Source organism: Nocardia sp. NPDC047648 (assembly GCF_040642815.1).
Lineage (GTDB): Bacteria > Actinomycetota > Actinomycetes > Mycobacteriales > Mycobacteriaceae > Nocardia > Nocardia gamkensis.
In genome coordinates, this window is record NZ_JBEYSX010000011.1 from 113,374 (window position 1) to 133,979 (window position 20,606).

Annotated in this window: 20 protein-coding genes; 14 read left to right on the plus strand and 6 right to left on the minus strand. The window is 70.9% G+C overall.

Going from position 1 to position 20,606, the window contains the following annotated elements:
• The first annotated feature begins 28 nt into the window (after window positions 1-28).
• On the plus strand, window positions 29-1,252 hold the full coding sequence (locus ABZ803_RS22890; RefSeq protein WP_357041579.1) for an MFS transporter: 1,224 nt from the start codon (window positions 29-31) through the stop codon (window positions 1,250-1,252).
• Window positions 1,253-1,345: 93 nt separating this feature from the next.
• On the plus strand, window positions 1,346-2,488 hold the full coding sequence (locus ABZ803_RS22895; RefSeq protein ID WP_357041582.1) for an alpha/beta fold hydrolase: 1,143 nt from the start codon (window positions 1,346-1,348) through the stop codon (window positions 2,486-2,488).
• 33 nt (window positions 2,489-2,521) lie between these two features.
• On the opposite strand, the gene ABZ803_RS22900 is transcribed toward ABZ803_RS22895, so the two are convergent.
• Window positions 2,522-3,106 carry a TetR/AcrR family transcriptional regulator C-terminal domain-containing protein gene (locus tag ABZ803_RS22900; protein WP_357041585.1) on the minus strand — a complete coding sequence of 195 codons (585 nt, stop codon included), beginning with the start codon at window positions 3,104-3,106 and terminating at the stop codon, window positions 2,522-2,524.
• Between the two features lie 236 nt (window positions 3,107-3,342).
• Here ABZ803_RS22900 and bioB point away from each other — a divergent pair, with 236 nt between their 5' ends.
• The 4 genes from bioB to ABZ803_RS22920 all read left to right on the plus strand — a co-directional run bounded on the left by bioB (window position 3,343) and on the right by ABZ803_RS22920 (window position 5,854).
• Window positions 3,343-4,329 carry a biotin synthase BioB gene (gene bioB / locus ABZ803_RS22905; protein ID WP_040866012.1) on the plus strand — a complete coding sequence of 329 codons (987 nt, stop codon included), beginning with the start codon at window positions 3,343-3,345 and terminating at the stop codon, window positions 4,327-4,329.
• 33 nt (window positions 4,330-4,362) lie between these two features.
• Window positions 4,363-4,590 carry a hypothetical protein gene (locus ABZ803_RS22910; protein ID WP_357041588.1) on the plus strand — a complete coding sequence of 76 codons (228 nt, stop codon included), beginning with the start codon at window positions 4,363-4,365 and terminating at the stop codon, window positions 4,588-4,590.
• A complete protein-coding gene (locus ABZ803_RS22915) occupies window positions 4,590-5,234 on the plus strand; it encodes a DUF2567 domain-containing protein (RefSeq protein ID WP_357041591.1) in 645 nt (214 codons plus the stop codon). Before ABZ803_RS22910 ends, ABZ803_RS22915 begins: the two co-directional genes overlap by 1 nt.
• 86 nt (window positions 5,235-5,320) lie before the next feature.
• The gene (locus ABZ803_RS22920) at window positions 5,321-5,854 is read left to right on the plus strand and encodes a DUF1353 domain-containing protein (RefSeq protein ID WP_357041594.1); all 534 of its coding nucleotides are present in this window, start codon (window positions 5,321-5,323) and stop codon (window positions 5,852-5,854) included.
• A 109-nt stretch (window positions 5,855-5,963) separates the two neighbouring features.
• On the opposite strand, the gene ABZ803_RS22925 is transcribed toward ABZ803_RS22920, so the two are convergent.
• Both ABZ803_RS22925 and ABZ803_RS22930 read right to left on the minus strand, forming a co-directional pair.
• Window positions 5,964-6,167 (minus strand): cold-shock protein, encoded by a 204-nt coding sequence (locus ABZ803_RS22925; RefSeq protein WP_040741190.1) that lies wholly within the window; start codon window positions 6,165-6,167, stop codon window positions 5,964-5,966.
• A 668-nt stretch (window positions 6,168-6,835) separates the two neighbouring features.
• Window positions 6,836-7,600 (minus strand): NUDIX domain-containing protein, encoded by a 765-nt coding sequence (locus ABZ803_RS22930; RefSeq protein ID WP_357041599.1) that lies wholly within the window; start codon window positions 7,598-7,600, stop codon window positions 6,836-6,838.
• A gap of 76 nt (window positions 7,601-7,676) precedes the next feature.
• Here ABZ803_RS22930 and nadA point away from each other — a divergent pair, with 76 nt between their 5' ends.
• The 3 genes from nadA (at window position 7,677) to nadC (ending at window position 11,387) form a co-directional block, all read left to right on the plus strand.
• On the plus strand, window positions 7,677-8,720 hold the full coding sequence (nadA, locus tag ABZ803_RS22935) for a quinolinate synthase NadA (protein WP_062970919.1): 1,044 nt from the start codon (window positions 7,677-7,679) through the stop codon (window positions 8,718-8,720).
• Window positions 8,721-8,841: 121 nt separating this feature from the next.
• Entirely contained in the window at window positions 8,842-10,458 is a 1,617-nt protein-coding gene (locus ABZ803_RS22940) for an L-aspartate oxidase (protein ID WP_357041602.1), read from the plus strand.
• A 68-nt stretch (window positions 10,459-10,526) separates the two neighbouring features.
• Window positions 10,527-11,387, plus strand: a complete 861-nt coding sequence (gene nadC, locus ABZ803_RS22945; RefSeq protein ID WP_357041605.1) for a carboxylating nicotinate-nucleotide diphosphorylase — start codon at window positions 10,527-10,529, stop codon at window positions 11,385-11,387.
• Window positions 11,388-11,495: 108 nt separating this feature from the next.
• Here nadC and ABZ803_RS22950 read toward each other — a convergent pair whose 3' ends face one another.
• From ABZ803_RS22950 to ABZ803_RS22960, 3 genes are all read right to left on the minus strand, one after another.
• Window positions 11,496-12,674, minus strand: a complete 1,179-nt coding sequence (locus tag ABZ803_RS22950; RefSeq protein WP_357041608.1) for a winged helix DNA-binding domain-containing protein — start codon at window positions 12,672-12,674, stop codon at window positions 11,496-11,498.
• Window positions 12,675-12,702: 28 nt separating this feature from the next.
• On the minus strand, window positions 12,703-13,185 hold the full coding sequence (locus ABZ803_RS22955) for a TerB family tellurite resistance protein (protein ID WP_357041611.1): 483 nt from the start codon (window positions 13,183-13,185) through the stop codon (window positions 12,703-12,705).
• 114 nt (window positions 13,186-13,299) lie between these two features.
• Window positions 13,300-13,638 (minus strand): ArsR family transcriptional regulator, encoded by a 339-nt coding sequence (locus tag ABZ803_RS22960; RefSeq protein ID WP_357041614.1) that lies wholly within the window; start codon window positions 13,636-13,638, stop codon window positions 13,300-13,302.
• A gap of 105 nt (window positions 13,639-13,743) precedes the next feature.
• Here ABZ803_RS22960 and ABZ803_RS22965 point away from each other — a divergent pair, with 105 nt between their 5' ends.
• The 5 genes from ABZ803_RS22965 (at window position 13,744) to ABZ803_RS22985 (ending at window position 20,449) form a co-directional block, all read left to right on the plus strand.
• Entirely contained in the window at window positions 13,744-14,970 is a 1,227-nt protein-coding gene (locus tag ABZ803_RS22965) for an MFS transporter (RefSeq protein ID WP_357041617.1), read from the plus strand.
• 66 nt (window positions 14,971-15,036) lie between these two features.
• Entirely contained in the window at window positions 15,037-15,984 is a 948-nt protein-coding gene (locus tag ABZ803_RS22970; protein ID WP_357041620.1) for a prolyl oligopeptidase family serine peptidase, read from the plus strand.
• A 68-nt stretch (window positions 15,985-16,052) separates the two neighbouring features.
• The gene (locus ABZ803_RS22975; RefSeq protein ID WP_357042009.1) at window positions 16,053-16,919 is read left to right on the plus strand and encodes an arylamine N-acetyltransferase; all 867 of its coding nucleotides are present in this window, start codon (window positions 16,053-16,055) and stop codon (window positions 16,917-16,919) included.
• 89 nt (window positions 16,920-17,008) lie between these two features.
• Window positions 17,009-18,718: a penicillin-binding transpeptidase domain-containing protein gene (locus ABZ803_RS22980; RefSeq protein WP_357042012.1), complete on the plus strand. Its 1,710-nt coding sequence runs from the start codon at window positions 17,009-17,011 to the stop codon at window positions 18,716-18,718.
• A 156-nt stretch (window positions 18,719-18,874) separates the two neighbouring features.
• Complete coding sequence (locus ABZ803_RS22985; RefSeq protein ID WP_357041623.1) at window positions 18,875-20,449, plus strand: protein kinase; 1,575 nt, start codon at window positions 18,875-18,877, stop codon at window positions 20,447-20,449.
• The last annotated feature ends 157 nt before the right edge of the window (window positions 20,450-20,606 follow it).

Genomic DNA, 20,606 nt, shown 5'->3' on the forward strand with positions numbered 1-20,606 from the left:
GCGGTTCCCGCCGATCGGGGGCACGGCGATGAGTGAGCGGTCCGTCCTGGTCGGCGAGGTCGCGGTGCCGATGCGGTTGCGGTCGTTGACCTGGACCGTGTTCGTGCCGATGGTGGTGTACGGCGTCGGGTCCGGCGCGGCGGCACCGATGTACGCGCTGCGCGCGCTGGACCTGGGTGCTTCGGCCGGACTGGCGGGGGTCATCGTCGCGCTGTCCGGATTGGGCATGGTGCTCACCGACCTGCCTGCGGGACGGGTGGTCGCCCGGATCGGGGAACGCGGCGCGTTGGCGGTGGGGTCGGTGCTCGGGGCGGTCGGGGTCTTCGCGGCGATCGTCGCGCCGAACGTCGGGGTGCTCGCGCTCGGGATGCTGCTGGGCGGCGCGGCGGGCGCGGTGTGGGGCCTGGCGCGTCAGACCTACCTCGTGGCCGTGGTGCCCGCGGGCGACCTCGGGCGTGCGATGTCGACACTCGCCGGTTCCATGCGGCTGGGCTTCTTCTGCGGGCCGTTCCTCGGTGCGGCCGTGGTGCACTCGCTCGGCCCGAACGGCGGGCTGTGGTTGCAACTGGTGACCACGGTGATCTCCGGCGCGGCTATGGCGGCGATCCGATCACCCGAGACGGCGGGCGGGGCGGGGGCGCGGCATTCGCTGGGAGCGGTCGTGGTCGAGCACCGCAGAACCCTCGGCACACTGGGCATCGCGGCGTTGCTGGTCGGTGCGGCACGAGCCGCCCGGCTGGCGCTGCTGCCGCTGTGGGCGGCGCATATCGGCTCGAGCGCGTCGGCGACCAGCTTGGTGTTCGGCGTCGCGGGCGCGGTGGACGTGGCGATGTCCTATCCGGCGGGCGTGTGGCTGGATCGCTACGGCAGGCGCGCAACCGGCGTGCCGTCGATGATCCTGTTCGCCCTCGGTTTCGGCGCGCTGCCGTTCACCTCCTCGGTCCTGGGTCTCGGCGGCGCCGCCGTGCTGCTCGGGCTCGGCAACGGAATGAGCAACGGGCTGATCATGACCGTCGGCGCCGACGTCGCGCCCGACGGGCAGCGCGCGGAATTCCTCGGCGCCTGGCGGCTCACCCACGACATCGGCATGTTCGCCGGTCCGCTGGCGGTCGGCGCGATCAGCGCCCTCACCGTCCTCGGCGGGGCGGCCGTCGCGCTCGCGGTCACCGCCGCGGCGGGCGCGTACACGATGCACCGCTGGTTCCCCGGCGCGGCGGGGCCGCCGACACGCCCGCGACGGTCGGCGGGTTAGCCGGCGGGCTTCGACCTCCGGTCGGCGGATTTGTCACTACTGGCGAGTGTCGATCGGGATGCTGCCCGGCCTGCGTCGGTATGGTTCTGCGGCGTGTCCCCATGGTTGCTTCGGCGGAACGGTCTTGCCGCCGCCGCGATGAGCATCTGCGTCGCGGCCGCTGTCGCGATGCCATCGGCGACGGCGGAAGGTCCCGAAACCGGGCGGCCGAGCAGCATCGAACTGCTCGATCCCGCCTGGTCGTTCGCCGCGGCTGCGGTGTCGTTGGGGGTCGTCTACACCACGACCGATCAGCACGGAATGCCCGCTCAGGCGTCCGGTGCGCTGTATCTGCCCGCGGGACTGCCGCCGCAGGGCGGGTGGCCGCTGGTGGTGTGGGCGCATGGGACGGCGGGCATCGGCGATGCCTGCGCGCCGTCGCGCCGCCCGCAGTCCGCGCGGAATTCCGCCTACTTCGATCGGATTCTGGCCGACGGGTACGCGGTGCTGGCTCCCGACTATCAAGGGCTCGGCACCGCAGGGCAGTTCAGCTACTACAACTCGAACGTCGAGGGAGCGTCGATATCGGACGCGGTCGCGGCGATTCGCAACACTCCCTTTCCGCTGTCGCGGAGATGGGTGGTGATCGGCCAGTCGGAAGGGGCGCACGCCGCGATGAGCGCGGCGGCCTCGAATGCCGAGAAAGGCGGTTCCGCTACGGGGTTGAGCGGGGTAGTAGTCACCGGTCTGCGCACCGACCCGAGCAAGAGCCTGCCGGAGATGTTCCGGCCGACCTCGAGCGGCTCGAAGAACCAGATCGCCTACGCGGCGTACTTCCTGGCCTCGCTGGAGGAATGGAGACCCGGCAGCGTCATGCCGTATCTCTCCGATTTCGGTAAGGAATTCGTGGCGAAAGCCGCCCAGGAATGCCTTTCCGATCTGGTCGTACGCGCGCAGGGCCGCCGACCGGCGGCGCTGTTCGCCGATCCCGACCGGCCGACGCCCACCTTCGCCGACGACGTCGCCGCCTTGGCCGGATACCCGCAAGACCGGTTCACCAGCGATCTCATGATCGGCTACGGCACCGACGACGTCGATGTGCTTCCCACCGACACCGCCGATTACGGGAGGCGCCTGCAGGAGGCCAATCCCGGGATACGGGTCACGGTCGAGGAATACCCTGGCAGAGACCACAGCGGCGCGTTCCTGGCTTCGCTTCCGGACGCGCTGGCTTTCCTGAACGCGCACCTGCGCTGACGCCGGACGCGCACCCGCGAGCCGCGCCCCGCCTCAGCGGACGCGGGTGCCGAGCAGGTGCCGCACGCCAGCCACGAACAGTTGCAGACCGAAGTCGAAACGGGCTGTGGCGTCCGTGGTTTCCTCCAGCGGTGACGCGCCGTCGGGCAGGGCGCCCGCCGAGTCCATCTGCATCCTCGACTGCTCGTCCACGGTCTCGCCGAGGACGTAGTAGAGCAGCGTGAACGCTGTGAGTTCGGCCTCCTGGCGCGGCATGCCCGCGCGAATCGTGGCGCTCACCAGTCGTTCTCGTCCCTTGCTCGTGGTGAGCCTGGAAGCGTATGTCGCCGAGACCAATTCGGCGCCGTCGCGATAGGCCAGCAGGCAGTCGCGCATCCGGTGGGCCAATTCGGTGATCTGCCCGGCCCATTCCTCGGCCTGGATCGGGTCCTCCATGGGCGCGAGGATCTTGTCCGCGACCGCGCCGAGCAGCGCCTGCTTGTTGGGGAAGTGCCAGTACAACGCGCCCGGCTGGACCTGGAGGGAACCGGCCAGCCTGCGCATGGTCAGGTCGGCCAGGCCGTATCGGTCCAGAATCGCGATGGCGCCGTCGACCACGTCCGCCCGGTGCAGCTGCACTCGATGCCCTTCCCGTCGTGCTTTGACTCACTCCTACCGCTACCCTAGCCTGAACACCGTTCAAGTTGCACGGCCACCTCGGCCGAACGAAGGGATGCGTTGCAGTGACCCAGGCACCCGCAGACACCGCTGCGCCAGGACCGACGCAGGTCGGGACGTCGCCGCTTGCGCCAGGACCGACGCAGGTCGGGACGTCGCCGCTTGCGCCAGGACCGACGCAGGTCGGGACGTCGCCCATTCTGTCGATCGCCCGCGAGCAGGTGCTCGAACGCGGGGAAGGGCTGAACCAGGAGCAGACCCTCGAGGTGCTGCGTCTGGGTGACGACCGGCTGGAGGAGTTGCTCGCCCTGGCCCACGAGGTGCGCATGAAGTGGTGCGGCCCCGAAGTGGAGGTCGAGGGCATCATCAGCCTCAAGACCGGCGGCTGCCCCGAGGACTGCCACTTCTGCTCGCAGTCGGGGCTGTTCCAGTCGCCGGTGCGCGCCGCGTGGCTGGACATCCCGAGCCTGGTCGAGGCCGCCAAGCAGACCGCGAAGACCGGCGCCACCGAATTCTGCATCGTGGCCGCCGTACGCGGCCCGGACGAGCGCCTGATGGCCCAGGTGGCCGCAGGCGTCGAGGCGATCCGCAACGAGGTCGACATCCAGGTCGCCTGCTCGCTGGGCATGCTCACCCAGGAGCAGGTCGACCAACTGGCCGCGATGGGCGTGCACCGCTACAACCACAACCTGGAGACCTCCCGCTCCTACTTCCCGAACGTGGTCACCACGCACAGCTGGGAGGAGCGCTGGGACACCCTGCGCATGGTCCGTGCGGCGGGCATGGAGGTCTGTAGCGGCGGCATCCTCGGCATGGGCGAGACGCTGGAGCAGCGCGCCGAGTTCGCCGCGAACCTGGCCGAACTCGAGCCCGACGAGGTGCCGCTGAACTTCCTCAACCCGCGCCCGGGTACCCCGTTCGGCGACCTCGAGGTGCTGCCCGCCTCCGACGCGCTGCGCGCCGTGGCCGCGTTCCGGCTGGCGCTGCCGCGGACCATGCTGCGCTTCGCGGGCGGCCGCGAGATCACCCTGGGCGATCTCGGCGCCAAGCAGGGCATCCTGGGCGGCATCAACGCCGTCATCGTCGGCAACTACCTGACTACCCTCGGTCGCCCGGCCGAACAGGACCTGGATCTGCTCGGCGAGCTGAAGATGCCGATCAAGGCGCTCAACGAAACACTCTGACCCGGCTCGGTTGCGACGATGAGGCAGGCGAGCATGGGTACTGTCATGAATATGGACGAGCGCTACAACCCGTTCACCGGCAAGCGAATCGTGCCGGGTCTCGACGACGCGATCCCGGCCGCCGCCGCACTGGGCCTGGAACCGCCGCGCTTCTGCGAACAGTGCGGTCGCCGCATGATCGTGCAGGTGAGTCCGGACGGCTGGTGGGCCAAGTGCTCGCGGCACGGCGTCACCGACTCGGCCGAATCGGAACGCCGCTAGTGGCGTCGCCGTTGCGGGGTGAGGCGCGCGCGGCGACGGTGATCGCCGTCGCCGTGGTGGTGGTGAGCGCGCTGGCCGGTGCCGGATGGGGCCTGCTGGCGCCGACCGAGCGGCTGCTGGTGGTCGAGCCGGGCCGCGGAGTCGCGCTGACCGGTGAGAGCGCGCATCAATTCGACGCCCTGGCGTTGTTCGTGCTCGCGGGCGCGGTGCTCGGTCTGCTCTGCGCGCTCGCCGTGTGGCGGTGGCGCTCGGCGCGCGGGCCGCTGCTGCAACTGGGCCTGCTGGTCGGTTCCGGCCTCGGCGCGGTGGTGATGGCGCAGGTGGGGGAGCAGGTCGCCGAATGGCTGCATCCGCGCCCGCACGACCCGCCGGTCGGGCAGATCGTCACGTTGCCCGTCGAAATGGGCAGTGCGCTCGCGTTCATCGTGCAGCCGCTGATCGCGTCGTTCGTCATGCTGTTCCTCGCCGCGCTCAGTACATCCGAGGATCTCGGCAGCGGACGCCGCGCCGCCCGCGACGAGGAGGAGGCCTTCGGCTCCCTCCCGCCCTACGGTGACGCTGCGAGTGGGGCGCAGCTGCCCTATCGTGGCTACGAGCCTGCCGCGGAAGGGTATTCGGTACCCGAGTACCGTCCGCGGTACTGACGCGTCGCCCGGCGGGCAGCTGCGGCGACGGAAGGCTTCCGAGCCGGCCCTGTGGGTGGGAACGAAGCGCGCGGAAGGAACAGGACGTGACCTTTGTCGGTGGCGGGCCGGTCGTCGAAGAACTCGACGCCAAGTTCTGGCGGGTGGCCGAACCCCTCGTCTATCGCGGCGCGACGGAGGAATTCGTGGTTCCCGCCGGTTTCCGCACCGATTTCGCCTCGGTGCCGCGCGCGCTGGTCTGGCTGATCCCGCGCTACGGCAGCTACACCCGCGCCGCGATCCTGCACGACTACCTGCTCGGTTCGGACACGGTGAGTGTCGCCGACGCCGACGGCATCTTCCGCCGGAGTCTGCACGAACTCGGCGTATCGCTGCCGCGCCGCTGGATGATGTGGGCGGCCGTCCGCGCGGCCCACGGGTTGCGTGGCGCCGGCCCGGCCGACGTCGCCCGGTTCATCGTCGTCGCCGTTCCCTCGGTGCTCTTCCTCGCGGTACCCGTCACCGTGGTGACGGTCTTCCTCCTGCTGTTCTGGTTGGTGGAACTGGCCTTCTGGGCCGCATCCCGGGTGACCCGGCGGACCGAGGCCCCGCCCCCCGACCCGCAGATGAAAACCGCCTGACCGGTCACGGTCCTTCAGAGGGCTGGTGGTGGCCGAACTGGAACTCGCGCCACCACATGCAAAAGCCCCGCACCTCTAGAGGCGCGGGGCTCCTACCTAGCCACGTCGATCAGATCGCGCGGACGTCCTGAGCCTGCGGGCCCTTCTGTCCTTGGCCGATCTCGAACTCCACGCGCTGTCCCTCTTCAAGGGACTTGAATCCCGAGCCGGACACGGCGGAGTAATGAACGAAGACGTCGGCGCCGCCGCCGTCCTGCGCGATGAAGCCGAAGCCTTTTTCGCTGTTAAACCACTTCACACTGCCTTGAGCCATTGCTTTACTTCATTCTTTTCTGTAGATGAGCCGAGCGAATCACATCGATGGCCCGGTCTCAACGGTCAACACTGCCATGAACCGGGGCCGCGCGACACCGAGCGCCCTGGTTTGTGAGCTAACCGACACAAGCGGACTTCGCCGGTCCCGGCGCGTGACACGCCGGATCCGGCCTTGGGGGCGGCCGACGCGCTCGCTCCAGCGATTCCGGCCGAATCGGCTGTCCCAAGCCGTGATGCTGGGCCACGGCGGACAGACGGCGCGGAAATCGCGAGCGAGGCCTCCGCCGGCCGGCGTATCCGGGCCGCGGTCGCGGGCGCCGCCGTGGCCGACCTGTTCCGCGGAGAAAATGAATGGAAGTGGGCCGATAGCGGGGATAGTGTGGCCGCCCGGATATCGAGAGGAGGCGGGCGATGAATCGAGCACGGGAAGCGGGGGCCGAGACGCCTCCTGCCGCGCAGGAGCGCGCGGATCTAGCGGCTTGGCGACGCCGAGATGCCTTGCGCCGCAGCAACGCCGCGCGCCCGGTGCGGAGTAAGCGGCAGTATCGCCGCCAGGACAAGCACCGGAAAGCGGCCACCGACCATTGACCCATATGCCGGCGGTACGACGGGTTCGTTCACGAAAGCCGTGCAGTGTGAAAATGCCCCTCATGGCGGCGCCGTTGATCAGGAGGGGCCGGGCGGGCGCAGTGCCGCGAATTCGTCGGTGACGCGCAAGCCCGAGTCGGTGAAGCGGTAGACCGCGGCGGGGCGTCCGCCCGCGCGGCCGGGGGCCGCGGTGGCTCCGGTGGGGGTGATCACCCCGCGGCGGGAGAGGACTCGTTGGAGGTTGGTCGTGTCGACGTCGTATCCGAGTGCCGCGCAGTAGATTTCACGCAAGGTCGACATCGTGAACCGGTCCGGCGCGAGGGCGAAGGCGATATTGGTGTAGGACAGTTTCGCCGCGAGGCGGGTGCGGGCGTGGTCGACCACCGTGCGGTGGTCGAAGGACATGTCCGGCAGCGCCGAGACCGGGTGCCATGCGGTGTCCGAGGGCAGGTGCGGGTCGGCGGTCAGCGGAACGAGGCCGAGGTAGGCCGAGGCGATGCGGCGCGGGCTCGGCACCCGGTCGGGGGCGCTGAACACCGAGAGCTGTTCCAGATGGCTCAGCTCGCGCACGTCGACCTTCTCGGCGAGCTGGCGGCGGGCGGAGGTGTCGAGATCCTCGTCGTCGCGCAGGCGGCCGCCGGGCAGCGACCAGGTGCCCTTCTGCGGGTCGAGCGCCCGTTCCCACAGCAACACCGCGAGTTCGGTCCGCTGATCGGGCGGGCAACGCCGCAGCATGCTCTCCGCGCGGTCCACGGGGCGGTGACCTGCGGCGATGCCGCTGGGGAAGCGGCGAACCTGGAACACCGCGGTGAGCGATTCGTGGATGGTGCTACTATGGGCCACGTTTTCGATTGTAAGTCGAAAACCTGGTTTGGTGCGAATCGGCGCGCGGCCGACCGCACGAGGAAGGGAGCCATCCATGGCGACGACGGGTGCGAAACTGGCGCCCCCGCTGATGGGGCAGGTGTTCGACGGGCCCTCCGGGTTCGCAGGTGTCGAGGCAACGCCGGAGTGGGCGCAGGAAGTCAAGCGATTGGCTCGAGAGCGCAACGCGACGATCCTGGCGCACAACTACCAGCTGCCGGAGATCCAGGACGTGGCCGACCACGTCGGCGATTCGCTGGCGCTGTCACGGATCGCGGCGGAGGCGCCCGAGGACACCATCGTGTTCTGCGGCGTGCACTTCATGGCCGAGACCGCCAAGATTCTCAGCCCGGCCAAGACCGTGCTCATCCCGGACCAGCGCGCCGGATGTTCGCTCGCCGATTCCATCACGGCCGACGAACTGCGCGCGTGGAAGGCCGAACACCCGAACGCGATGGTCGTGTCCTACGTCAACACCACGGCCGAGGTGAAGGCGCTCACCGACATCTGCTGCACCTCGTCCAACGCGGTGGACGTGGTCGCCTCGATCGACCCGGACCGCGAGGTGCTGTTCCTGCCGGACCAGTTCCTCGGCGCGCACGTCAAGCGGGTCACCGGCCGCGCGAACATGCACATCTGGGCCGGTGAGTGCCACGTGCACGCGGGCATCAACGGCGACGAGCTGACCGAGCAGGCGCGCACCCATCCGGACGCGGAACTGTTCGTGCACCCCGAATGCGGATGCGCCACCTCGGCGCTGTACCTGGCGGGCGAGGGCGCGTTCCCGGCCGATCGGGTGCACATCCTGTCCACCGGAGGCATGATCGACGCGGCCAAGGCGGCGAAGTCGAGTCAGGTGCTGGTGGCCACCGAGGTCGGCATGCTGCACCAGCTGCGCAAGGCCGCCCCCGGCATCGACTTCCAGGCCGTGAACGACCGGGCGTCGTGCAAGTACATGAAGATGATCACCCCGGCGGCGCTGCTGCGCTGCCTGGTCGAAGGCCGTGACGAGGTGCACGTCGATCCCGAAACCGCCGCACTGGGACGCAATTCGGTGCAGCGGATGATCGCGATCGGCAATCCCGGCGGCGGTGAATGAGTCCGACCGCTGCCCGTAGGGCGGTGGGTCGTTCTCCGGCGGAACACGGTGGCCACGGCGCTGACCACCGTGTCCGCGCGGGGGAACGTTCGCGGATCGGGAGACAGAGAGGCGCGGGCCGATGACAACCCGGGTTTCGATCGACTGGGAGGCCGAGGCCGATCTGGTCGTGATCGGCGGCGGCGTCGCGGGACTGACCGCGGCGCGCACCGCCTCGCTGCGTGGCCTGCGGGTGCTCACGCTCAGTAAGGGTGGCCCGACCGATACGTCCACCCAGTACGCCCAAGGCGGCATCGCCGTCGTTGCGCCGCACGGTGACTCGGTCGAATCGCACGTGTACGACACCGTCGAGGCGGGCGCCGGATTGTGCGAGGTGGACGCCGTGCGTTCCATCGTCGAGGGCGGCCAGGCCGCGGTGGCCGCGCTGACCGACCTGGGCGCGGTGTTCGACCTCGGCCGCGACGGCCAGATCTCGCGGACCCGCGAGGGGGGCCACAGCACCCGCCGGATCATCCACGCGGGCGGCGACGCCACCGGCGCGGAGGTGCAGCGGGCGCTGAACGAGGCCGGCCTGCCGGTGCTGTTCGGCGCGGCGGTCGGTGAGATCGTCACCGGGCCGAACGGTGTGCGAGGTGTGGTCGCGGTGTCGGAGAAGGGCTTCGGCGTCGTCCACGCGCCCGCCGTGCTGCTGGCCACCGGCGGCCTCGGTCAGTTGTACGCGCTGAGCACCAATCCGCCGGGCGCCACCGCGGACGGCATCGCGCTCGGGCTTCGGGCCGGTGCCGCCGTCGCCGATCTGGAGTTCGTGCAGTTCCACCCGACCGTGCTCTACACCCCGGGCGGCCTGGGGCGCAGGCCGCTGATCAGCGAAGCGGTGCGCGGCGAGGGCGCGACACTGGTCGACACCGAAGGCAATTCGGTGACCGCGGGGGTGCATCCGCGCGGCGACCTGGCTCCCCGCGATGTCGTCTCCCGTGCCATCGCCGCGCGCATGCGAGCGCTCGGCACCGAGCACGTCTACCTCGACGCGCGCTCGATCGACGGTTTCGCGCAACGATTTCCGACGATCACCGCCTCGTGCCTGGCGACGGGCATCGATCCGCGCACAGACCTCATCCCGGTCGCGCCCGCCGCGCATTACCAGTGCGGGGGAGTCGTCACCGACACCCACGGCCGTACCGGAGTTCCCGGCCTGTACGCGGCCGGTGAGGTCGCGCGCACCGGTTTGCACGGGGCGAACCGGTTGGCGTCCAACAGCCTGCTGGAAGGACTGGTGGTCGGCGAGCGCGCCGGGGCCGCCGCCGCCGAACGGCTCGGTGAGCGGGCCGGGGTGAGCGAGATCTCCACTCACACCGCCGAGCTCGCCGACCGTGCGGTGGTGCAGAGCCTGATGACCACGCACGCCTCGGTGGTCCGCGACCGCGCGGGCCTCGCCGAAGCGCTCAAGCGGCTCGACGACATGGCCGTCCGCCGCGACCCGCGCATTCCGACACCGTCGCCCTGCGCGCCGACCTCAGCGGCGCCCGGACCGACCGCCGCCGCACACCCGATCGCCGGAATCGAGGACGCCGCGCTCACCCTGGCGGCACGCACCCTGCTGCTGGCCGCGCTCGCCCGCACCGAGAGCCGCGGCTGTCACACCCGGTCGGATCACCCGGACGCCGTGGACGAACTCCGCCACAGCCTCCCGATCCGGCTGAACGACGACGGCGTGCCCGAGTACGCACCACTTCCCTGACCACACGCGCCGAGCCGGACACGCCGCGAGCTGTCCACCGCCCCGCTCGGCGAGAGAGGAACACTTCGATGGCTCTGGATGCCGCCCTGGACCGCGACGAGGTGCTGCGCCTCATCCGCGCCGCGCTGGACGAGGACCTGCGCTACGGCCCGGACGTCACGACCATGGCCACCGTGCCCGCGGACGCGGTGATCAAGGCGTCGGTGGTGTCGCGCGAACCGGGGACCGTGGCCGGGCTCGACGCCGGTGTGCTGGTACTCGACGAGGTGATCGGCGCGGGCGAGTACGAGATCACCGATCGCGTCGCCGACGGCACCCGGGTGTCGCCGGGACAGCCCGTGCTGACGGTGATCGCGCCGACACGCAAGCTGCTCACCGCCGAGCGCACCATGCTCAACCTGGTGTGTCATCTGTCCGGCATCGCGACGGCGACGGCCGCCTGGGTGGACGCCGTCGCAGGCACCCGCTGCCGCATCCGCGACAGCCGCAAGACGCTGCCCGGACTGCGCGGGCTGCAGAAATACGCCGTGCGGGTCGGTGGCGGTGTCAACCACCGCATGGGTCTCGGCGACGCCGCGCTGATCAAGGACAACCACGTGGTCGCCGCCGGTTCGGTGGTCGAGGCGCTGCGCGCGGTCCGCGCCGCCGCACCCGACATCGCCTGCGAGGTCGAGGTCGACAGTCTCGAACAACTCGACGCGGTGCTCGCCGAGAACGTGGAACTCGTGCTGCTGGACAACTTCCCGCTCTGGCAGACCCAGGCGGCCGTCCAGCGCCGCAACACCGCATCCCCGCAGACGAAACTGGAGTCCTCCGGCGGCCTGAGCCTCGACGTCGCGGCCGACTACGCCCGCACCGGCGTCGACTACCTCGCGGTCGGCGCGCTCACCCACTCGGTCCGGGTGCTCGACCTCGGGCTGGACATGTAGGGGGCGGGCCGGTATCGGTCGAGTAGCGGTGGGCGGGTTCGCGAACAGCCCGCTCGGTCGCTGTCGCGCGAATCTCCATGCCGTCCGAGCTGTCCGGCGCCCGTTGGCTCAGGCGGTGAGCTCGCGTTCCAGCGGTGTCCGGAACCGTGGGATGGCGCGGACCTCGCCGAACCAGTCGGTGACGCGTTGGGCTTGCGCGGCGATCAGCGTTTCGGCGTCCGCGCCGACGTCTTCGAGCAGGCGGTAGACGATCTCGCCGTCCTTGCGCTGCGCCCAGCCGCCGACGACGCGTCCGTCCCACCAGACCGTGGGTCCGATGTTGCCGTTGCTATCGAACACCCGGGGTGCGTGCGCGCCGAGGTACCACTCCCGCGCCTGCCAGCCCATCGGGGTCGGATCGAGGGCGGGCAGCAGCGCCGCCCACGGCTCCGGCGCGGCGACCGGCTCCACGTCGTCGGCCAGGAGCACGCCGGTCGCTCCGTCCAGGTCGACCTCCACCAGATCCAGGGCGCCCAGTGCCGCGCGCACCTCGCCGAGCGTCCACCCCGTCCACCACTTGACGTCGGATACCGGCGCGGGACCGAAGGCGCGCAACCAGCGACGGACCAGTTCCACCCTGGCCTCGGCGGCGGGAAGGGCGGGAACGCCGTCCGGCAGCCACGATTCGATCGGCGCCCAAGTGTACTGGCTGCTGGTCCAGCCGCCGTTCGGCCTGCCGCGCACGATGCGGCCCTCGCAGCCGAGCGTCACCAGTACCCAGGTGGTGATGTTCGTCGGCTTCGAATACGCCTTGTCCGGTGCGGTGTTCACCTGGGTGCGCAACCGCGGGACGTCCTTGCTCAGCTGCGCGCCGGTCGCCGCGCCGCGGGCCAGCAACGCTTTGTGCGTCTCGGCTTCGACCTCGGCCCACCAGCCAGCCGTATCGCCGTCTCCGATGCCCGCCTGCGTCAGGTACTTGCCGTAGGTGCGCCGCTGCTTGTGCGCCAGGGCGTCCGCGCACGAAGCCTGGAGAATCGGAACCGATTCCACCGGCACGACGAACATGGTGCGCCGCATGGCGAGCATTCGCAGCAGCGAACGATCCTCGTAGAGCGCCTGTTCGACGTCGGAGGGTGTGAGCCCGTCGGCACGGGACGCGACGGAGAGGTACACGGTCGCCGGATCGGTCGCGTGTAGCGCGACCATCGAGCGGGCGATCTCCGCGACCCGCCCGGTGCGCTCCGGCATCGCCAACCGGTGCCGCACCGCCAGCCGAGCGCGCCGCTGCGCGGCATCAATCGAACGCATAGGCGAATCCTAACGTCCGCGCCGTGGCTCAGAGGCCGAAGCGCTCCGGGGCCAGGCGCAGCGCCCGGCAGGCGTCGCGCACGGCCTCGGTCGCTTCCGGGCCGCAGGCGCCGGCCTCGCCGCCGATCAGGATGCCGGTGCGGATCACCGCGTCCGCCTCGTCCGGCTTGCCGCCCGCTTTGGCGATCTGCCGCAGCACGTGCGCGCAACCGCGGATCGGATCGTTCGCCAGCCGATTGCAGTTGTCCTCGAAAAGGGCGCGCAAGTCGTCGACCGGGAAATTGCGCAGGACCGGATCGGTCGTGACCAGCTCGGCGACGGTGGCGCGGCCGGTCGCCGCGGTCGCGTCGTCGGCCACGGCGACCAGCGCGCACAGGGCGACGGCGGCGTCACGGAAACTCCCGCCGCGCAGCCGGTTCCGGTCGGCCAGCAATTGTGCCCGCCACGTCGCGGCGGTCTCGGCCGTACTGATCGGGGTCGCGTCGGGGATACGGCGGGGTGCGAAGGTCATGGCGGACTCCATGAGAAGACGTCCGAACGCGCGGACCCGTGCCATCCGGACTCGGAATGAATACCCGGACCGTAACAGGGCCGCGACGCCGGGTCCTGCCCCCAAAAATCGGAATCAGCTCTCGGGTTCCCAGGCGCGGACCAGGTCGAGCAAGCCAGGGAAGCGCGCTTCGAGGTCGGCGACGCGCACCTGGCTGCGGCGCTCGAGTCCGTAGCGCCGCTGCCGGGTGACGCCCGCCTCGCGCAGCACCCGGAAATGGTGCGTCAGTGTGGATTTCGGCCGATCGATGCCGAACCAGGAGCAGGGCCGGTCGTCCTCGGGGGAGTCCAGTAAGAGCCTGCGGACCATGGCCAGGCGCAGCGGGTCGCTCAATGCGGCGAGGACCTGGTCGAGCCGCAGATCGGCGCGATCCGGCTCGGGCAGCACGGCGGTGTCCTCGGTGGCCGCTGGCATCGCGTCTCCTCGCTCGCGTCTCCTTGGTACGACTTCTATCGTACTACGCGCGCGGGTTCGGTTATTGTCGTACCAGTACGAGAAAATTCGAACAAAGGAGTGGTGATGGGATCGACGGTGACGCGGCCCCGCGCGGAAGTGCGCCGAACGAGCGGCTCTCCGGTGTGGCGTGCGGCTTGGCCGGTGTTCGCGGTGTTCGCGCTGTCGAACGCGCCGACGCCGCTGTATGTGGTGTGGCAGCGGACGATCGGTTTCTCCTCCGGGACGCTGACCGCGGTGTTCGCCTGCTACATCGTCGGATTGCTGGGAGCGCTGCTGGTCGCGGGCGTGGTGTCGGACCGGGTGGGGCGCAAGCCGGTCCTGCTGCCCGCGGTGGCGGCGGCGATGGCGGCCTGCGTGCTGTTCGCGATCGCGCAGTCGGTCCTACTGCTGGCACTGGCACGGCTGCTCACCGGTGTGGCGGTCGGCGCTGCCGTCTCGGCGGGCATGGCGGCGGTCACGGACGTGGGCGGGCCCGACCGCGGACGCGTCGCCGCGCTGGCCGCCTCCACGGCGATGGTGCTCGGGGCCGGGAGCGGCCCGTTGCTGGCGGGCCTGCTGTCCGAAACGCTGCCCGGTCCCACGGTGACGGTCTTCGCGCTCGAGATCGCGGTGCTGGCAACGGCTTTGGCGGTGACCGCGCGGCTGCCGTTGCCCTCGGGTCCCGGCGGACGCGGGCCGTGGATCCGGATTCCTTCGGTCGCGCGGGAGGGGCGGACCGCCGTGCTGCTCGGGATCGCGGTGTTCGGACCGGGGATCACCGCGACGTCGTTCGTCCTGTCGCTGGGACCGTCGGTGCTGACGCATCTGCTCGGCGCCGCCGACCGGGTGCTCGCGGGTGCGGTGGCGTTCACGATGTTCCTCGCCGCGACCGGAGTTCAGTTCGCCGCGCGGCGATTCGGCGTGCGCACCATCCTGCTCGGCGGCGCGGTCGCGACCGTGACGAGCATGATCGCGCTGGTGGTGTCGCTCGCGACGACCTCGCTCGCGTTGTTCGTGACGGCCGCCGCGCTCGCCGGTGCCGGTCAAGGGCTCGGCCAGTTCGGGGGCCTGACGGCGATCGGCGCGAGCGTGCCGGGCGGGCGGCTGGCCGAGGCGAACGCCGCGCAGAACGTCGGCGGCTATCTTCCGGCCGCGGCGCTGCCGCTGACCGCCGGGTTCCTCGCCGACGCCTACGGGTTGAGCGCCGGGGTGACCGTGTTCGGCGCGGTGGTGGGTCTCGCCGCCGCCGGGGGCGGACTGCTCGTCCTGACGCGCCTGCGCCGGGACGCCGCGACGCCGCTGACGGCGTGACATCATCCGAGGATGCGACGGGCCCATCCGGTACTACTTCTCTGCTGCGCGCTGGCCGGCGTGCTCGTGACGACAATCGCTGCCGCGCCACGTGTCTCGGCGGATCCGGCGTGCGCGACAGGTGTGACCGTGCGCCCGGTCTCGCTGACCGTGGACGGTGAGGAGGCGACCGGGCGGGTGTACGAGCCCTACCGGTGCGCCGAGGGGGACGTGACCCCGGAGGCGCTCGTGGTCGCGGTGCACGGGCACGACGGGTCGTCGGCGGATTTCGCCGGTTACCTCGAGTCGATCGCGCGGCGCACCGCGACTCCGATCCTGTCGATGGATCTACGCTCCGCCGACAGCCGGTGGCGCACCGGAGAGTGGAATCTGTGGGCGGGCCGGGGCGATATCGTCGCCGCGACCGCGTGGTACCGCCAGGTCCACGCCTCGATCACCCGCACGGTGCTGTGGGGCTGGAGTCAGGGTGGCATCACCAGCGGTCTCGCGGCGGCGCACGGTCCGCGCGGGATGTTCGACTACTGGGTCGACAACTACGGTCCCGCCGACGATTTCACGATGTGGCTGGGTGCGGTGGCCGTGGATCCGGCACTGCCCGCGCAGATCGAGCGCGACGCGGGTGGCTGCCCGCCCGCCGCTTGCCCGCTCGCCTACGCCGAACGCTCACCCGTCCTGCTGGCGGCCCGGATGGACGTGCGGCGCGCGTTTCTCGTCCATGGCACCGCCGACGACGTGGTGCCCTACGCCACGAGCGTCGAGATGCGCGCGGGGCTGGCCGCCGCGGGCAAGCCCACCTCCATGTACACCGTCGTCACCGGGCGTGACCTGAACGGGCGGGTGACGCCGGGCGACCACAGCGTCGGCCCGGCCTTCTTCGAAGGCGGCTGCGTCGTCGAACGCCTGCTGCTGGGCACCGAACCGGTCGACGGCCCGGACCGGGACTACCTCGTCGACGTCGCGCACGGCGTCGTCACCGCCCCGCCCGCACCCGCGGGCGCGAAGTGCGCGGCGTGAGGCGCCGGGAACACGATCGTCGTCCCGCGCGGTTGATCGAGAAGACCGAACGACGAAGCGAGGACGTGATGAGCAAGCCGACCGACCCGGCCTACCACTGGAACGGAGCGGATCTGGATCTGGACGCCTACCTGGCCCGGATCGGTTTCGACGGCGAGCGCGCCCCGACCGTCCGGACGCTGCACGACCTGGTGCGGGCGCACACCACCGCCATCCCGTTCGAGAACCTGGAGATCATCCTGGGCCGGTCGATTCCCCTCGACCTGGCGAGCTTGCAGGACAAGATCGTGCGCCGCCGCCGCGGCGGCTACTGCTACGAGAACGTCGGGCTGTTCGCGGCCGCGCTGGAACGACTCGGTTTCGGCGTCACCGGGCTGAGCGGGCGGGTGAGCATGGGCGCGGGCGCCGGGTTGCGGCCCGCCACCCACGCGTTGGTGCGCGTGACGACCACCGACGACGATCGGGTATGGCTGTGCGACGTGGGCTTCGGCGCCGGACCGCTCGCGCCGTTCGAATTGTCCTCGGAGACCGGCGAATTCGCGGCGGGGGAGTGGAAGTTCCGGCTGGAGCGCACGCGCGGTGAGCTGGATTCCGAGCTGTGGGTGCTGCACCAATACGGCCGCGACGGATGGATCGACCGGCACAGCTTCACGCTGAATCCGCAGTACCGCATCGACTACGCCGTCGGCAATCACTTCGTATCGACCTCACCGCGTTCCCCGTTCACCATGCGGCCGTATGTGCAGCGCTTCCACCCGCAGGCGCACCACGTGCTGGACGGCACCACGTTCGTCACCGAGTATCCCGACGGCACGAGCGACACGCGGGAACTGGAACCCGCCGAACTCCCCAAGATCCTCGCCGAGGTGTTCGACATCGACCTCTCCGACGACGACGCCGCCGCGCTGGCCGAGGCCAGGTGGGCGCGCGACTGACCTCGAGCCCCGCCCGGCATCGCGGTCGGCCCGATAAGGTCGTCGGCGTGCGTACCAACCGGAAGTCCCTCGTCCTGTTCGCCGCACCGATGCTCGTGCTCGCCGCCTGCTCGTCCGGACCGGATCAACCCGATACCGTGGCCGGGCAGTTCGCCGAGGCGCTGAACCGGGACGACGTCGCCGCGGCGGCCGCGCTCACCGACAACCCGGCCCAGGCCTCCGACACCCTCGGCGCGCTCTACGAGGGGCTCGGCAAGGACGTGCGCTACGAGGTCCGCTCGGTCGACGACGAGAGTTTCACGCTGGCCGCCACCTGGAAACTGGGCGGGGACGGCAAGTCCGAGTGGACCTACACCACCAACGGCGCCGCGCACGACGACGGGAGGGGGTGGCGGGTGAAGTGGGATCCCGCCACGGTCGCCCCGGGCCTGGCCGGCGGGCCGTTGAGCTACAGCAGGGTCTATCCGCAACCGGCGCGCATCCTCGATGCCGCGGGCGGCGAACTGATGACCGAGCAGATCGTCACGCTGGTGAACCTGGCACCCGGCGCCGACCTCGCCGCGGTCGCGGAGCTGCTCGGCCCGCTCTCGCCCGGCCTCGGCGCGCAGTCGCTGCAAACGGAACTGGCCGCGGCGCAAGGCAAGCCGATCACCGCGATCACCCTGCGCGAGACGGACCTCGCCCCGATCCGGGAGCGCCTGACCGCGCTGCCCGGCGTCACCCTCGCGCCGCAGACCCGGCTGCTGACGACCGACAAGGCGCTGGCCGCCCCGACGCTGTCCGGACTCACCGAGTTGTGGCAGGAGTCCGCCGACGCGAACGCCGGGTGGGCGGTGCGCGCCCAGACCCCGCAGGGCACCCAGCGCGTCGCCGGGACGGACCCGCGGCCCACCGGCGACATCGCGACCACGCTCGATCCCGGCCTGCAACGCGCGGCCGAGGCGGCGCTGGCCCCGGTCGCCCAGCCCGCCGCGATCGTCGCCCTGCGGCCCTCGACCGGTGCGGTCGTCGCGATCGCGCAGAACGCCGCCGCCGACGCGCAGGGCCCGATCGCGCTCACCGGGCTCTACCCGCCGGGATCGACGTTCAAGACGGTCACCGTGTCCGCCGCGTTGCAGGCCGGCGCCGTGACACCCGACACCGTGCTGCCCTGCCCCGGTACGGCGAACATCGAGGGCCGTCGCATCCCCAACGACAACAACTTCGATCTCGGCTCGGTTCCGCTGCACACCGCGTTCGCCCGGTCCTGCAACACCACGATGGGCGCGCTCGGCGCGCAGTTGCCCGCCGATGCCCTGACGAAAGCCGCCGCACAGCTCGGACTCGGCATCGACTACGTCACACCGGGCCTGACCACCGTCACCGGAAAAGTTCCCGCGGCCGAGACCTCCGCGCTGCGGGTGGAATCGGCGATCGGTCAAGGGCAGGTGACAGCGTCACCGTTCGGCATGGCCCTGCTCGCCGCGTCCATCGCCCGCGGCGCCGTGCCCGCGCCCACCCTCGTCGCGGGCAAGCCGGGCACCCCAGACCGGACGGCGGACGCACTGCCGCCGCAGGTCGACGACCAGCTGAAAGCCATGATGCGCGAGACGATCACAGACGGCACCGCGACACAATTACGGGACCTCCCGGGGCTGCTCGGCAAGACCGGTACCGCGGAGTACATCGATGACGCCCACGCGCACGGCTGGTTCGTCGGCATCGACGGCGACCTGGCATTTGCCGTGTTCATCAGCGACGCGAGCAGTTCGGCGCCCGCGGTGGACGCCGCGGGCCGGATGCTGCGTGCTCGCGGATAGTCCGCGCCGGGCGATTCGGGGCCGCGGAAAGGTCCGGCTGACGCGTACGAGTGTTCCGGCGCCCGCTACACTCATCCCCGGACCGCGTGAGTAATCAATATGCGGGATGTCACGATTTCGAGAAGGTTCGGAGTAGGCGCCATCGATACCGGTCAGTTGATCGCGGAGCATTACCGCCTGGTCGAGCGGATTGGTAGCGGCGGCACGGGCGTGGTCTGGCGTGCCGTCGACGAACGCCTCCAGCGCTCCGTCGCCGTCAAGCAGATCCACATCCAGCCGAGCCTGCCCGAGGCCGAACGCGTCGTGGTGCGCCAGCGCGCCATCCGGGAGGCCCGCAACGCCGCCCGCTTCCAGCATCCGAACGCGATCGTCGTGTTCGACATCACCGAGCACGAGGGCGATCCCTGCCTGGTGATGGAGTACCTGAAGTCCAAGAGCCTGGCGGCGGTGATCGGCGCCCAGGGCACGTTGCCGCTGACCCAAGTCGCGCGGATCGGCGAACAGGTCGCCTCGGCGCTGATCGCCGCGCACCAGGCGGGCATCGTGCATCGCGACGTGAAACCGGGCAACATCCTGCTCGACGATCACGGCACGGTGAAGATCACCGACTTCGGCATCTCCCGCGCGACCGGCGACGTCACGCTCACCGAGACCGGATTGATCTGCGGCACCGCCGCCTACCTCGCGCCGGAGGTCGCCCGCGGCTCCGATCCGAGCCCCGCCTCCGATGTGTTCGCGCTGGGCGCCACGCTGTTCCACGCGCTCGAGGGTGAACCGCCCTACGGCGCGGGCTCCAACCCGCTCGCGGTGCTCTACGCCGCGGCCAACGGTCAGCTGAGCGAACCGCGCAACGCCGGGCCCGCCACGGATTTCCTGCTCGACCTGCTCAGCCCCGAGCCACGCGAGCGCCCGAGCATGCGGGCCGCGCGCGACCACCTCGCCGCGTTCGCCGATGCGGGCCCCGCGCCGGTGGCCGCCGGGTTCGTGCCCGCCAGCGAAGCCTTCACCCGGCCGAGGGCGGGCGAGCCGGAATCGGCGACCCGCGCGCTGCGGCCCTCGGCGATGGCCTCCGCGCCCTACACGCCGACCGAGCGCCAGCCGCGTCCCCGTCCCACGCCCCCACCGCCCGTCCACCCGGACACCGCGGCCCATCCCCGCACCATGGCGCAGCCGCGCCCGACACCGAGCCGGGGCTCGGGAGGGAAACGGCGCGCGGTGCTGATCGGTGCGCTGATCGGCGCGGTCGTGGTGGCCGCAGCCGTCATGGTGAACATGCTGAGCTCGTCGGGCTCGAACACCAACGCCGCGCAGGGCGATACCTCGTCGGTGGTCGCCTCCACACGCCCCGGCGGCAACACGACCTCGGCCGCCGTCCCCGTGGGGGAGACGAAGAGCGTCGGCAAGGCCGACTCGCGGCAGTCCATCGACATGGTGGTGAACTTCTACAACAACCTCACCTACCTGAGTCTGTCCGCTGCCTGGAAGCAGCTGACCCCGGCTGCCCAGCAGGTCTACGGTAGCCAGCAAGCCTTCGAGGACTACTGGACGCAGAACCGGGTCACCGGCTTCAACACCGTCGACACGGCCGGAGGCGGTACCGGTACCAACGCGGACGGTTCGGTGGACGTCAATGTGGCCAGCGTGACCTACGGCGGTCAGAACAAGTCGGTCACGCTCCGGGTGATCAACCCCGGCAGCGGGTCCGTGCAGATCGACAGCGACACTCGTTGACGCGGGTGTCGGGGCTCGGAAGCGGCGACGCGACCGCTGTCGCGGCGGCACCGGGCGCGACGCCTTCCGCCTGAGGAGAGCAACGCCACAGCCCGGCGCACCGACCGCACCTACCGACCGCCGACCTGCGCACACCGCTGCCTCGCGACCCGGCCGC